Below are 14593 nucleotides of genomic sequence, written 5' to 3' on the forward strand. Positions count from 1 at the left end.
CGGCGGCTTATAAAAAAATATGCATTTTATTTTCACCAGCTATACCAGTTCACCGGAATTCAGTTGTCCCAATGCCTGGCTTAAAAGGATTGATTTCTACACGGGTATTCTCGAAAAACTCGCGCAGACCCATACGGTAACCGCTATAGAGCATATTAATTATTCCGGTGAACTCCGGCAAAATGGTGTCAGATATTTGTTTCGGTCCCTGAAAAAGAAAGTAAGTCGTTTCCCTTTTGGGAAACACCAGCTGATGAAAAAAATGGGGCCGGATGTTGTTTTCATCAACGGCTTTATTTTTCCCTGGCAGATAATCCAGCTTCGGTTACAACTTGGTAAAAGCCCCAGAATTATTATCCTGCATCGCGCCGAAAAACCATTTAGCGGCTATAAAAGGATCATTCAGAAAATTGCAGACAAATTTGTGTCAGCATATTTTTTTTCTTCTTTCGAATTCGGTCAAACCTGGATCCGGAAAGGGATAGTAGATGACGAGAAAAAAATCCATGAAATCTTACAGAGCTCTTCGATTTTTGCACCCACTGGCAAAAAGCAGGATAAATCTAAGGCAGCCTATGCCGAGGCGTACAATTTTCTATGGGTTGGAAGGTTAGATAAAAATAAAGATCCGCTTACAGTTGTATCCGCATTTATTGAATTTCTCGAACTTGTGCCACTGGCAAAATTGCAGTTGATTTACCAGGACGGTGATCTGCTTTCAGAAATAGAATCAAAAATAAACGCCACTCAAAAAAGCAGGCAATCCATCAAACTTGTCGGAGCAGTGCCGCATCATGAGCTGGGAGAATATTTCAATGCTGCTGATTTTATCGTTTCCGGATCACATTATGAAGGCAGCGGAATTTCGGTCATAGAGGCGATGAGTTGCGGATGCATACCGGTGGTTACCAATATCCCTTCATTCCGTAAAATGACAAATAACGGTGAATTCGGAATATTATACGAGGCTGGAAATAAATCATCATTGCTGGACGCTCTTTTAAAAGCCATTCGTCCCGACCTGGATACACAGCGGGAAGCAGTCAGACTTCATTTCGAGAGGGAGTTATCCTTTGATGCCATAGCAAAAAAAACGAATGAAGTTGTGTTACAACTATTCAGATAATATTGTATCAGGACTTTTAAGACAATAGTGTATCAGGACAATTCAGAAATTTATATGTCAGGATTGTTTAGATAAGGTAATGCCAAAGCTTTCCGGATAACTCTATATCAGGACTTTTGAGATAATTGTAATTCAAGACAGCGGAGATAATTTTTGCACCAGGATCTTCTGTGTTATCAATTGAAATCAAAATCATTGATTGAATAAAGCAATGATGTTTTTTGCTGTGTCATTGATATGATAAACCGGTTTTGTATTGATTTTTGTCTCAGGATTTTGGAGAATCGACAAGGCCCGTTCAACCATTTTTTCTTTGGAATCCACTATTGTCCATGAATCGATTTCTGTATTCATTGGTTTGCAAAAACTAATCACATGAGCACCCGATGCAAGGGCTTCGAGACAAACTCCTGAGAACCCTTCATAAGAGGAAGGATGTAACAGGATTTTAGATCGTCTCATATACTCCAAAACCTTGTTGTAAGAAAGTTGGCCCGCCAGTTTAATATTTGTCTGCAGGCCAGCTGACTTTAACTGCCGCTCCAGCCTTGCCCTTTCCGGACCTTCACCAACAATAATCGCTTTCAAACCGGGGAATGCATATTTGAGTTGCAGTGCAATATCAATGAACAAATCAAAATTCTTCAGCGGTATCAGTGAACCTGCTCCAAGCAGGTCAATATCCCTGGTTTCGTGTATAGGAACCGCACTTTTCACAAGTCCCGGCACAATCACCCTGGCCGGCTTCACCTTGTGATTCCTTTCAAATTCCGCTTGCAGGAAATCAGATAGTGCGATCAATTCGGTACCATCCATTGAGATCCGACGGGGATAAGGATTTGTAGACCGGGCATCCTGGCCAAGTAGCCAGCAATAATGTTTAAGTTTATGTTTGTCCGCGAATCTTTTTCCAACAAGAGCACATTCACCAAACCAGAAACTGAAGAGGCCATTAATTTCCTGTTCCTTGTGAGTTTTTCGCAGACTCGCATACACTTTCCGGCGAAGAAAAAATCGCCAAAAATATCCCTTGTTTCTACCTCCAAAGCTTACAACTTCATTTCCAAACCACTTGTAAGATTTCGCTTCATAAGGATATTGAAAGCTTAAGATTTTCAATGTCCATCGTGGAAACATACGGTTTATGGCCAATACAAGCTGTTGTTGCATAGGCAGACAGGTGGTATCGTTTTCGTCTGCCGGAAAACCTGGAGTAAGTATAATCAGGAGTTTTTGTCGCCGGATATCCATTAAATAATTTATGATAGTCATATATCAATACGACCATTTGATGTAACGGTTGCCGTCCAATTTTCTATGACAATATCATGGATTACCCAATTACACTATCATGGATTACCAGGTGGCAGGATTTTACAGGTGATTTCTACAAATCGCTCGTCTTTGTTCAACTTTGATTGTATAAAATCCTTCTCAAATAACCTGTTTATATTATTCCCGGCCAGGTCCTCCAAATGTGATCCTACTCTCAGGTGATACTCTCCTTCCGTCCATTTGGTTTGAGGATAAAAATCGATCCCGTGTTCTTTTGCAGTTATCCTGATCAAACCTGGAACAACCCTACCCAGCTGGTCCGTTACAGTAATAACTTCTTTCAGTAGAAAATAATCCAATGGTTCAGGGAACTCAATCTTCAATGGTTCTTTAGTTCCGGCAACCGGTAAATCTATTTTCCATTTATTTGGATCAGGTGAGATGCTATCTCTGATATTGATGATAAAATTTCGCCTGTATTCCTCCTTTAATGGCAAACCCCGGGCGTCTTTCCAATCTGAAGAAACAAGCAGCGTGTAAACCTCCCCGCTTTTTAAAGGGTTCCCCAATCTTAAATTTGGTATGAGATCACGTTTTATTCTTCCGGGATCAAACCAAACGGTTAAAACGTTTCTTTCCGGATTCCATAATTCAGGTTGCAGGTCCAGGAAAGTGTCATGAAGTGTATCGCCTTTATTGTTCACCAGTGAAATATGCTTCAGCGACTCACCTTCACGCATAGGTGCAGAAAAATTCAGGTATAATTTCAATATATTTTCTGGTAAGGTATCAGTAGATGGGTAAAGACCCAATAAACGTGGTGCGTCTGCAGAATCCGGAAATGGAATTGAAAATTGTTTCAACAACTTTTGTTTATATACAACTTCATATTCTTTTCCGGCAGTAAAAGGAAAAGCTGGTGTGAATAGAACGTGATCAGAAACCAAAAGGTAATCTCCAAGTACTGCAGTGGGCTGGTCCTTTAAATGGACGACCAGGTTATGACGAATAGAATCCAATTCGTCTTCCTTCAAAAGATGTTTTGAAACGGTTACCCCTTTTGCCTTTTTGTTTTCCCAAACCAGTGAAACTTCTTCCTTGCTGTTATTCGAGCAAGATAAGCCCAGGACAAAAGCAAAAAAAATCAGGCTAAGCGTTCCGCCTAACCTGATTTTTTTTTCAAACCGGAATTTATAATGAGCTCTCATCAGTTGTACGAATATCAACGTCGCCATTTGCCTGCTTTTGCATCATCACCACCTGGCTACCGTTTAGCTTATCCATTTGTAAAACGTTTAATGTCGGTGTTGCTATGAAGTTTACGCCGGCTGTGCCTTTTACCGGTTCAGTCAGTGTGCCTTCGAAGGCAGCAATGTTTTTATAATCAACTTTGGCTACGGGGTGTTTGGTGTTTGCCATCAGTAAAAATGATTCACTTCCTTTCTGAAGAGTCATCATATCAATTGGTGTGTTGCCACTTCCCATTTCAGCAACTGTTCTGCCTTTTACATGTGCACCGGGTTTCAGTTCATCCATTGAAAACAAAACCAGCGGTGTACAGGTGTAGCTTGCTACCAGGAATTTCTTATTGTTAATCGTTGCAGTAGTGAAGGTTTTAATCGGCGCAGAAGTTTCGTACCGGCCATGTGCAGCATGGTAAATCTCAAGTGTCGATTCATCCTGTTTGCTGGTGAATGGATAAGGAATGCTTTTAAATGAAGAGCTGAATTCATGATTTGATAATCCGCTTACCAGGAGTTTGCCTTCATCATAACCGAGGTCAGAAATTGTAGACATTCTCAGGGGACGACCACGCTGATCTTTTGCATCTTCCGCAGGAGAATTGTTTAGCAAAACCGAAGTAGCAGCCATATCTTTCAATGAGACAGCTTCAAGTTTTGCTCCATCCAGTTTCAATAATGCCGGTGTACCATCGCTATTTTGGACACTAATAAATAATTTCTGACTCAAAGGACTTACAGCCATATCAGTGATGGTGATATTGGCCACATCGGTGCCAAGTGCAGCAGCGATTTTCTGATCAATATTTTTGATTTCAATGGGTGTTGCTTTTTTGGAGGATTTTGCTTCTTTCAGATTTACCGCGAATACTGTGGCGAGCTTTGAGTCACCCACAAACAAAGTTCCATCAGGGCTGAAGGTTAATGCGCTTATAGATTTTATATCCGCCCCTGTTATAGCAGATAACTTTTGCTTCGGAGCCTTGAAAGCTGCTATTACAGAAATGCCCGCAATAAATGCGATCAGATAGAAATATGTTTTCTTCATAAAACTTTATTTGATTGTTAATCAGGAGGGAAATGCATCCATAAGTTAATGCTTTATTTTCAAAAACGGCCAAAGTTTTAACATCTCCGGACCCTGTCGTCGAGTGACTCATAAGGAGTTTTATATCCGATTGAAGCCTTAATATCGGCTAACAATAGACAGAATATCGCTTAGATAACTTCGGCCAAATAAATTGAGATGAATGAGCAGTGGGTAGAGATTACAACAATCCCATTGCTGAAGGTGATTAGCCGGCAAAGGGTTATAGTAATTATAGCTGTCGTAAAATGCTTTGTCGAATCCCCCGAAAAGGGTCGTCATGGCAAGATCAATGGCTGGGTGACCATAATAAACTGCAGGATCGATCAAAACCGGGTTCTGCGAGACATCGCATAAAAAATTTCCACTCCAGAGGTCACCATGAAGCAAACAAGGTTCTGCATCAGGAAACAAGCCAGGCAACTGAGATGGCAATTTTTCAAACAGGGTTGCCTGTTCCATTGTGATCAGTTGATTGTCAAAAGCAAGTTTTACCTGGGGATGAATCCGGCGATGATAAAAGAATTCGGACCAGTCTGCTGCTGTCTTATTAGACTGGGGCAGGGCGCCCATAAAATTGTCGTGATCCAGGCCAAATTTGCTGGCTTTTTTTAGATGAAGCAGGCTCAACTGTTTACCAAAGTTTTGCCAGAAGATCCTGGTACGTGAAGCAGGCTGTATCCATTCCATCACCAGCACCTGGCAGGCTCTTATTTTGGTGCACAAAATAATCCGGGGCACTTTAATAATACCGGTCGATGCAATCAGCGAGAGGCTTGCTGATTCCGATTCAAACATAGCAGGGTACTTTGTTACTGAATTGACTTTACAGCAATAATGTTCATTAGTATTGATGATCAGCTGATAAACCGCGTTGATAGAGCCGCCTGATACGGTCCTGGCTTGAAATCCCCCGATTTCTTTTTGCTGTGCAGCAGATAACTGATGCGTTAGTTCATTCCTGATTTCATCAATTGCATTCATTTGTAGATTGTATCCGGGATTACTATCGCGATGAATTATAGATAGCGACATCGGAGCTCCCATCGCTGCTACGCATAGCCCTGTACATGCCGGCACTGTTAAATACCATGGCCGGATTACCGGCTGCGTCAACACCAATCAAACCACCTTCTCCACCAATCGACATCAGTTTTTCATTTACAACATGATCCATTGCCTGTTGAAGTGAATAATTCCGGTATTGCATTAGTGCGCTGACATCATAGGCAGCCACAGAACGGATAAACATCTCACCGTGACCAGTACCCGAAATTGCGCAGGTAGCATTGTTTGCATAAGTACCTGCACCAATTATAGGGCTATCCCCAATTCTTCCATATTTTTTATTGGTCATTCCTCCGGTACTGGTTGCAGCTGCAAGGTTACCCTCCTGGTCACAGGCAACAGCACCAACAGTTCCGAATTTTTTGTCTTTCATAAGTTCTTCCAGTTCCTGGTGCGTATGATCGAGCGAATAGTTATCTGAATCACGAATCTTTTTCCATTGATCATAGCGGAACTGCGAAAAAAAGTATTCGTCCGGTTCTAGTTTCACACCTTGTTTGATCGCGAAATCATTGGCTCCTTTGCCGCTTAAAAAAACATGATTGCTATTACGCATTACTTCGGTAGCAAGTTCAATAGGGTTGCGAACATTCCTCACCCCGGCTATGGCTCCTGCAGCCAAAGTGCTGCCATCCATGATGGCAGCATCCATTTCCTGCACGCCTTTTTTTGTGAAAACAGAACCGCGACCTGCATTGAAAAGGATATTATCTTCAAGAATCACAAGGGCAGCTTTGATTGCGTTGATGGCAGAACCGCCTTCTTCAAGTACCGCAAAACCTGCATCTAATGCTTCCCGGAGGCCATTATAATACGCCGATTCGAGCTCAGGAGTCATATCCTGCTTAAGAATCGTACCTGCCCCTCCATGTATCACAAGTGTATATCGGCCCATAAATAAAACTTAGCTTTAAATCTCAGAAATTATTGCAACAGTAATTTGCACTCATGCAGCAGTTTACCTTTGTTAATTGCTGCAGTTCCCACTTCTTCACAAACCAGGCCGCCAGCTATATTAGCAACTTCGGCCATCATATCAACTCTGCCTGTGGCAGCATAGATCAGGGAGGCGACTGCGATCACTGTATCGCCGGCACCGGAAACATCAGCTATATTCCTGATATGCGAAGGAACAATCTTCGAAGAATTAAGATCCTGGTAAAACACCCCTTTCTCTGATAACGTTATAAAAGAAATATTGTGATTCAGTTGTGCGTGTAACTGCTGATGAATATCATTGAGCGTTTCCTTGTTTACATCTTCTATCTGCAGGTTCAGTCCATCTTTTACTTCCTTCAGATTCGGCTTGAAAATATCAACATCCTTATAGCTGAAAAAGTTTTTGCGCTTGGGATCGACAGTTGTTACAACTTTATGCTTCTTGCAAATTGCTATAACATCCCTGATAAGCCCTTCAGTAAGCACTCCTTTGTTATAATCTTCAAAGACGACTACTGCAGGCTTTTCGTTTTCAATATAGGAACGGATATTGTTCAGCAGGGCGGCTTCATCCGCCTGGTCAAGGTCCTTTGTAATTTCAGAATCAAGGCGCATCATTTGCTGATTCCGGCTAATAATTCTTGCTTTATTGGTAGTGATCCTTTTATCGCTTTGAAGCAGGTAATCCGTATTTATCCCGTTTGATTCAAACAACTGTTTCAATGACCTTCCATCATCATCAAGACCGGTAGTAGAGATAACGGAAACCTGAGCACCCAGCGAAACCAGGTTAAGCGCGACATTGCCCGCACCTCCCATTCTCAATTCTTTTTTATCGAGGGCAACTACAGGAACCGGAGCCTCGGGAGAGATTCTTTCGACATGGCCCCAGAGGTATGTGTCCAGCATAACATCACCAATCACTCCTACCTTAATTCGTGAAAAATCTGCGAATAATTTATCAAAATCAATGAAAGACATTTGTCGGGCTTATTTGAAGCTGCAATATAATGCAAAGGCACACCCGGCAAAACTTTGTAATGGGCAGATCTTCCTGAGACCCCGGTTCTTATGAATTTTATGCATACCAGGATAATTTTAAATTAAGGGTATATACTATCAAATCGATTCTTAACTCAATTTAATAAAATTCCTGAATGGCGCCCTAACAGTAAGTCTTTGGTATCATGCTGTATGAGCTTTATTCTTTGAAGCTGCCAGGTAATATAACGGTATACCCAGTAATACAATACCGAGACCAATACCGGCATATAAAGGCTTAAGTTTGATGAGGAAAACACAGAATACGATCGCGAGAATTATATAGATAATTGGCAGAACCGGGTACCCGAATGCCTTATAAGGCCTTGGAAGATCCGGCCTTTTTTTACGGAGGATAAAGATGCCGCCGATTGTAAGTGCATAGAATAGCACTACAACAAATGAGATCATATCCAGCAGGTTGCCATAGCTGCCACTTAAACAAAGCAAGGATGCCACCAGACATTGTATCCAAAGAGCATACTCAGGTACTGCATGTTTGTTCAGCTCACTGGTTTTTCGGAAAAACAATCCATCTTTCGCCATCGTGTAGTAGACCCTTGCACCTGCCAGGATCAATCCATTATTACAACCGAAAGTGGAAATCATAATCATGACGGCAATGATAATCGCACCTGCTTCAGCAAAAATCTTTTGCGCGGCGGATGTTGCCACCCGATCATTGGGAGCAAAGGCAATACCGTCCAGGGGCAATACATACAGATACATGAGATTGGCAGAAACATAAATGATAGTAACAATCAACGTTCCAAGGAAAAGGCTAAGGCCGATATTCCTTTGCGGGTTACGGACCTCACCAGCTATAAAGGTTACATTGTTCCAGGCATCGGAACTAAAAATCGAACCAACCATCGAAGCTGCAATTGCCCCAATTAATACTGTGCCACTAATGGACTCCCAGGAGGACGAGGCCGGGGAAGCAACATCACCCTTAAACGACAAAGCATTAAAACCAGTCGCCCAGTTTTCATCCCAGAAGTTTTCTTTTACAAGCAAAAATCCAAAGATGATCAATCCAAACAATGAGATGAGTTTTGCTGAAGTAAAAGTGGTTTGAATCAGTTTGCCGCCTTTAATACCTTTTGTATTTGTATAAGTGAGGAACACTATAAGTGCTATGCCGAGTAATTGCGCTGCAGAAACCGTGAAAGGCTTTTCTGATGAACCTATGGAAAGCAGAATATTATTTTCCCCAACAGAAGGGAAGAGATAAGCTGTATATCGGCTGAAAGCCACCGCGACAGCTGCAATCGTAGCCGTTTGAATAACCGCGAAAAAACTCCAGCCATATAAAAAGCCCATCATCGGGTTATAGGCTTCCTTTAGATAAACGTACTGACCGCCCGCTTTGGGGTACATGCTGCTCAGTTCACCATAACTTACAGCGGCACTGATGGTCATAAAACCTGTAATCAACCAGACCGCAATGAGCCAGCCTGCACTCCCAACATTCCGGGTTATATCCGCACTTACAATAAAAATACCTGAACCGATCATTGATCCGGCTACGATCATCGTAGCATCAAACAATCCTAGTGAGGGCTTAAATGCGGGTGACTCCATATTGTATACTGGTTTTTTCTTAAAGGTTCAATATACAAACCTCAAATGGTATATCCATTAAAAACTGAAAAAACCAGAGCAGGTGGTTATTTTTTCTTGCTCTTGTACTCGAGATTTAAACCACTTATGAGATCGCGGGTGATATTATGAGCGGTGTCTTTGTAATAGATAAGCCCGGGCTGGCTCGTCATAATATAAGAATATCCTTTGTTTTTATTATATTTTTTCAGGTAGTCTTCGATGGTCTTATTCATCTCCTGTGCCATCTTAAACTGCAGATCCTGGAGTTCCATTTCCAGTTTTTGTTTCTGGGTCTGATAGTTCTCATTCATCTGGTTATATTCACGCTGAGCCGCTTCACTTTCGGTTTGAGTCATCGTTTGTCCCTTCCTGTTCCATTCTTCGATTCTACGTTGATAGTTGTTTTTCAAACCGTTCAATTGCGTATTCATCTGTTGCTCTTTCACCTTGAACTTCTCCATGGCATCCTTCACATAATCAAGGCTGTTTTCAACAGAATCCATTTCAAAATAGGCAATGGTAACACCGGCATTTGCTCTTTTTTGCTTATCATTTTCAGCCCTTATCTTTTTCACTTCCTCCTGGTGATTAAAATGCAGGTAAAATAAGACTGCAACCAGTATCAGAGCAATTGCACTTAGAAGGGTAGAAATATTCTTCATATTGTTTTTTTAGGAAACCAAGGCTTGCAAGATAAAATGTTATCGCAAATAAATATGTTAAAAATCGCAGTGAAGATAGAGTGTGAAGGGCGTGGATGCACAAAAAACCTGGTCTCATTTTGGTGAGACCAGGCTGTATTTAATTTTATTTCTTATCAGCATTTGCGCAGAAACGCAGACTGATTTTATCGATGATTCTTATTCTTCGTCATCAAAGTTCATGGCTTCGCGTGTTGTTTGCAGCAATTCATATTCTTCCTTGCTACCAACAATCATGTTTTCGAAATCGCGTAAACCTGTACCTGCCGGAATAGGATGACCGGTGATAACGTTTTCTTTTAATCCAAGCATATCATCTGTTTTACCCTGGATGGCAGCCGATGACAATACCTTGGTTGTTTCCTGGAACGACGCAGCTGAGATCCAGCTTTGTGTACCCAGTGATGCCTTGGTAATACCCAGCAACACAGGATGTGAAGTTGCTGAATTAGCATCACGGTATTCCACGAGTTTCTTATCTGAACGACGCAACATTGAGTTTTCTTCACGAATCTCCCTGAGAGATGCGATCTGACCGGCGCGCATTTTTGTGCTTTCACCTGGTTCAGAAACAACTTTCTTATCGAAGATCCAATCATTTTCTTCAATGAAATCAAGACGGTCAACAAGATCTTCTTCAAGGAAACGGGTATCACCCGGATCGATGATCTCAACCTTCTTCATCATCTGGCGTACGATCACCTCGATGTGTTTATCGTTGATCTTAACACCCTGCAAACGGTAAACTTCCTGGATCTCATTTACCACGTACTCCTGTACTGCAAATGGTCCCTTGATAGAAAGTATATCGCCCGGTGCAACCTGTCCATCAGATAATGGCGCACCTGCCTTGATAAAGTCACCATCCTGAACCAGGATCTGGCGCGTTAAGGGTACAAGGTATTTTTTCACAACACCATCTTTCGCTTCCACCACGATTTCGCGGTTACCACGTTTGATGGCTCCGAATGCAACCACACCATCGATTTCGCAAACGATAGAAGGATTACCCGGGTTACGTGCTTCAAACAATTCAGTTACACGTGGCAGACCCCCGGTGATATCACGCTGCATACGCAGTGTTCTCGGGATCTTAACCAATACCTGTCCTGCTTTTACTGTTTCAGCTTCATCAACAGTGATGTGTGAACCAACCGGAAGGTTATATAACTTAACATCCTTTCCTTCAACAATAAGTGTCGGAATCTTTGTTTTATCTTTTGTTTCAATTACCACTTTCTCACGGTGACCAGTCTGCTCATCAGCCTCTTCGCGGTAAGTGATACCTTCAATTACATTGTCAAACTTAATGCTACCGGCGATTTCCGCAACGATAACGTTGTTGAACGGATCCCATGTACAGATCGTATCACCCTTCTTCACTGTCTGACCATCCTTAACCAACATAGTGGCACCGTATGGAATATTGACAGTAATTAACAGGCGATCATTTTTTACATCCATCACCCGGAGTTCACCAGTACGACCGATTACCAACTGGGTTTTTTCACCAGCTTCGTTTTCAGTTGCAACTAACCTCAGACCATCGAACTGGATTGTTCCATCGAATTTAGCGTAGAGCGAAGATTCAACCGAAGCTGATCCTGCAACACCACCCACGTGGAAGGTACGAAGTGTAAGCTGTGTACCAGGCTCACCGATTGACTGTGCAGCGATGATGCCAACTGCATCACCTTTCTGTGCAAGATTTCCTGTTGCCAGGTTCTTACCATAACACTTCACACAAACACCGCGTTTGCTTTCGCAGGTAAGCACGGAACGGATCTCAACAATTTCGATACCGGCTTCTTCAATGCGTTTTGCAATGTAGTCAGTGATCTCAGAACCTGCTTCAACGATTGTTTCGTCTGTCTGAAGGTTATAAATGTTATGCAGTGAAGTACGTCCCACGATACGATCCAACAGTGGTTCAACAACTTCTTCATTATCTTTCAGCGCAGAGGTGGCGATACCACGCAATGTGCCACAATCTTCTTCTGTAATAACCACATCCTGTGCAACGTCAACCAGACGACGGGTAAGATAACCTGCATCGGCCGTTTTCAAAGCTGTATCCGCAAGACCTTTACGCGCACCGTGCGTAGAGATAAAGTAGTCCAATACGTTCAGACCACCCTTGAAGTTTGAAAGGATCGGGTTTTCAATGATCTCAGATCCTGATGAACCTGATTTTCTTGGCTTAGCCATCAGACCTCTGATACCGCACAACTGTTTGATCTGTTGTTTGGAACCACGGGCACCTGAGTCAAGCATCATATATACTGAATTGAACCCTTGTTTATCCTGGGCCAATTCACGGATCAGTGTTTCAGTGATACGGGTATCAACACGTGACCAGATATCAACGATCTGATTGTAACGTTCATTGTTAGTGATCAGACCCATGTTGTAGTTATCCCATACTTCATCAACTTCACCTTTTGCATTTTCCAGCACTTCTTCCTTGATAGAAGGAATGATAAGGTCATTGATATTGAATGACAGACCACCCTGGAACGCAATACGGAAACCAAGCAACTTGATATCATCAAGGAACTTCGCTGCCTTTGGTACGTTTGTGATCGTGATAATGTCACCGATAATTTCACGCAGATTTTTCTTTGTCAGCAGGGCATTGATATAACCTACTTCTTTAGGAACATTCTGGTTGAAGATTACACGACCAACAGTTGTTTCGATAAGCTTACGGGTAAAATTCCCCATAACATCCCGAACTTCAGCTTTCACTTTGATCCAGGCATGAAGATCAATTTTGCCTTCGTTGTAAGCTATTACCACTTCTTCTGCAGAGTAGAAATGTTTGCCCTCACCACGAACGATCTCATCACCAATGGTTTTTTTACCCTTGGTGATATAATAAAGACCAAGTACCATGTCCTGTGAAGGAAGGGTGATTGGTGCGCCGTTCTGTGGGTTTAGAATGTTATGAGAAGCAAGCATTAATAACTGTGCTTCAAGAACGGCTGCATTGCTCAAAGGAACGTGAACCGCCATCTGGTCACCATCGAAATCCGCGTTGAACGCAGAACAAACGAGCGGGTGAAGCTGGATAGCCTTTCCTTCAATCAACTTTGGCTGGAAGGCCTGGATAGATAAACGGTGCAGTGTTGGAGCACGGTTTAGCATCACCGGGTGACCTCTCAATATATTTTCAAGAATATCCCAAACAACGGCTTCTTTTCTATCTACCAGTTTGCGGGCAGATTTCACCGTTTTTACGATACCTCTTTCAATCAGTTTGCGAATGATAAATGGCTTGAACAATTCAGCAGCCATATCTTTTGGAAGACCGCACTCATGCAGTTTCAGTTCAGGACCAACAACGATAACGGAACGACCTGAATAGTCAACTCGTTTACCAAGAAGGTTCTGACGGAAACGACCTTGTTTGCCTTTCAATACATCACTGAGTGATTTCAATGCACGTCCACCTTCTGCTTTAACAGCATTTGATTTACGTGAGTTATCAAACAATGAATCCACCGCTTCCTGCAACATACGTTTTTCGTTACGCAGGATCACCTCTGGTGCCTTGATCTCCAACAGTCTTTTCAGACGGTTGTTCCGGATGATTACCCGGCGATAAAGATCATTCAGATCAGAAGAAGCGAAACGACCGCCATCCAATGGAACGAGCGGACGAAGTTCTGGTGGAATTACAGGAATATATTGCATAACCATCCACTCAGGACGGTTTGTAATGCGTGTATTTGCTTCGCGGAAAGACTCAACAACACTCAGACGTTTTAAAGCATCTGCCTTACGTTGTTGTGAAGTTTCAGTTGCAGCAGTATTACGAAGATCAAATGACAACTGATCAAGTTCAATACGACCTAACAGGTCATGAACTGCTTCAGCTCCCATCTTCGCGATGAACTTCTGAGGATCTTCATCAGGAAGATACTGGTTGTCTTTTGGCAAACCTTCCAGGATCTCGAGATATTCTTCTTCAGTAAGCAGATCGTTTGTTTTCAGGTTACGATCTTCACGGATACCAGCCTGGATCACCACGTATCTTTCATAATACACGATGCTTTCCAGTTTCTTTGAGCTTACGCCCAGCAGGTAACCAATTTTATTTGGTAAGCTTTTGAAATACCAGATATGTACAACAGGCACAACCAGTTTGATGTGACCCATGCGCTCGCGACGAACCTTCTTTTCAGTTACTTCAACACCGCAACGATCGCAAACAATACCCTTATAACGGATACGCTTATACTTTCCGCAGGCACACTCATAATCCTTAACCGGTCCAAAAATACGCTCGCAGAACAAACCATCACGTTCAGGCTTGTAGGTACGATAGTTAATGGTTTCAGGTTTCAGAACCTCACCATAGCTGCGTTCCAGGATGGAATCCGGAGAAGCAAGCCCGATAGTGATCTTTGAGAATGATGACCTTGGACGATTTTCCTTTTTGATAGCCATATTATTGAAATGCTTTCTTTTTTAAAATCTAATTGAACCGGAAATCTTTCTACAAAAC

10 protein-coding genes are annotated in these 14593 nt (G+C 42.3%); 1 reads left to right on the forward strand and 9 read right to left on the reverse strand.

Going from position 1 to position 14593, the window contains the following annotated elements; genetic code table 11:
- Window positions 1-19: 19 nt before the first annotated feature.
- Entirely contained in the window at window positions 20-1126 is a 1107-nt protein-coding gene (locus VK664_RS25010) for a glycosyltransferase family 4 protein (RefSeq protein ID WP_461401456.1), read from the forward strand.
- A 192-nt stretch (window positions 1127-1318) separates the two neighbouring features.
- On the opposite strand, the gene VK664_RS25015 is transcribed toward VK664_RS25010, so the two are convergent.
- From VK664_RS25015 to rpoC, 9 genes are all read right to left on the reverse strand, one after another.
- On the reverse strand, window positions 1319-2398 hold the full coding sequence (locus VK664_RS25015; protein WP_461401457.1) for a glycosyltransferase: 1080 nt from the start codon (window positions 2396-2398) through the stop codon (window positions 1319-1321).
- A 77-nt stretch (window positions 2399-2475) separates the two neighbouring features.
- Window positions 2476-3636 (reverse strand): hypothetical protein, encoded by a 1161-nt coding sequence (locus VK664_RS25020; RefSeq protein ID WP_461401458.1) that lies wholly within the window; start codon window positions 3634-3636, stop codon window positions 2476-2478.
- Window positions 3593-4690 (reverse strand): hypothetical protein, encoded by a 1098-nt coding sequence (locus VK664_RS25025; protein ID WP_461401459.1) that lies wholly within the window; start codon window positions 4688-4690, stop codon window positions 3593-3595. The genes VK664_RS25020 and VK664_RS25025 overlap by 44 nt, the downstream gene beginning before the upstream one ends.
- 138 nt (window positions 4691-4828) lie before the next feature.
- Entirely contained in the window at window positions 4829-5713 is an 885-nt protein-coding gene (locus VK664_RS25030; protein WP_461401460.1) for a fructosamine kinase family protein, read from the reverse strand.
- 22 nt (window positions 5714-5735) lie between these two features.
- Window positions 5736-6692, reverse strand: a complete 957-nt coding sequence (locus VK664_RS25035) for an isoaspartyl peptidase/L-asparaginase family protein (RefSeq protein WP_461401461.1) — start codon at window positions 6690-6692, stop codon at window positions 5736-5738.
- Window positions 6693-6721: 29 nt separating this feature from the next.
- Window positions 6722-7717 carry a bifunctional heptose 7-phosphate kinase/heptose 1-phosphate adenyltransferase gene (locus tag VK664_RS25040; RefSeq protein ID WP_461401462.1) on the reverse strand — a complete coding sequence of 332 codons (996 nt, stop codon included), beginning with the start codon at window positions 7715-7717 and terminating at the stop codon, window positions 6722-6724.
- A gap of 204 nt (window positions 7718-7921) precedes the next feature.
- A complete protein-coding gene (locus VK664_RS25045) occupies window positions 7922-9361 on the reverse strand; it encodes an APC family permease (RefSeq protein ID WP_461401463.1) in 1440 nt (479 codons plus the stop codon).
- A gap of 86 nt (window positions 9362-9447) precedes the next feature.
- On the reverse strand, window positions 9448-10044 hold the full coding sequence (locus VK664_RS25050) for an OmpH/Skp family outer membrane protein (protein ID WP_461401464.1): 597 nt from the start codon (window positions 10042-10044) through the stop codon (window positions 9448-9450).
- A 198-nt stretch (window positions 10045-10242) separates the two neighbouring features.
- A complete protein-coding gene (gene rpoC, locus VK664_RS25055; RefSeq protein WP_461401465.1) occupies window positions 10243-14535 on the reverse strand; it encodes a DNA-directed RNA polymerase subunit beta' in 4293 nt (1430 codons plus the stop codon).
- Window positions 14536-14593: the final 58 nt, after the last annotated feature.

It is taken from the genome of Flavitalea sp. (genome assembly GCF_035489435.1).
Classification (GTDB): Bacteria; Bacteroidota; Bacteroidia; order Chitinophagales; family Chitinophagaceae; genus DATHKG01.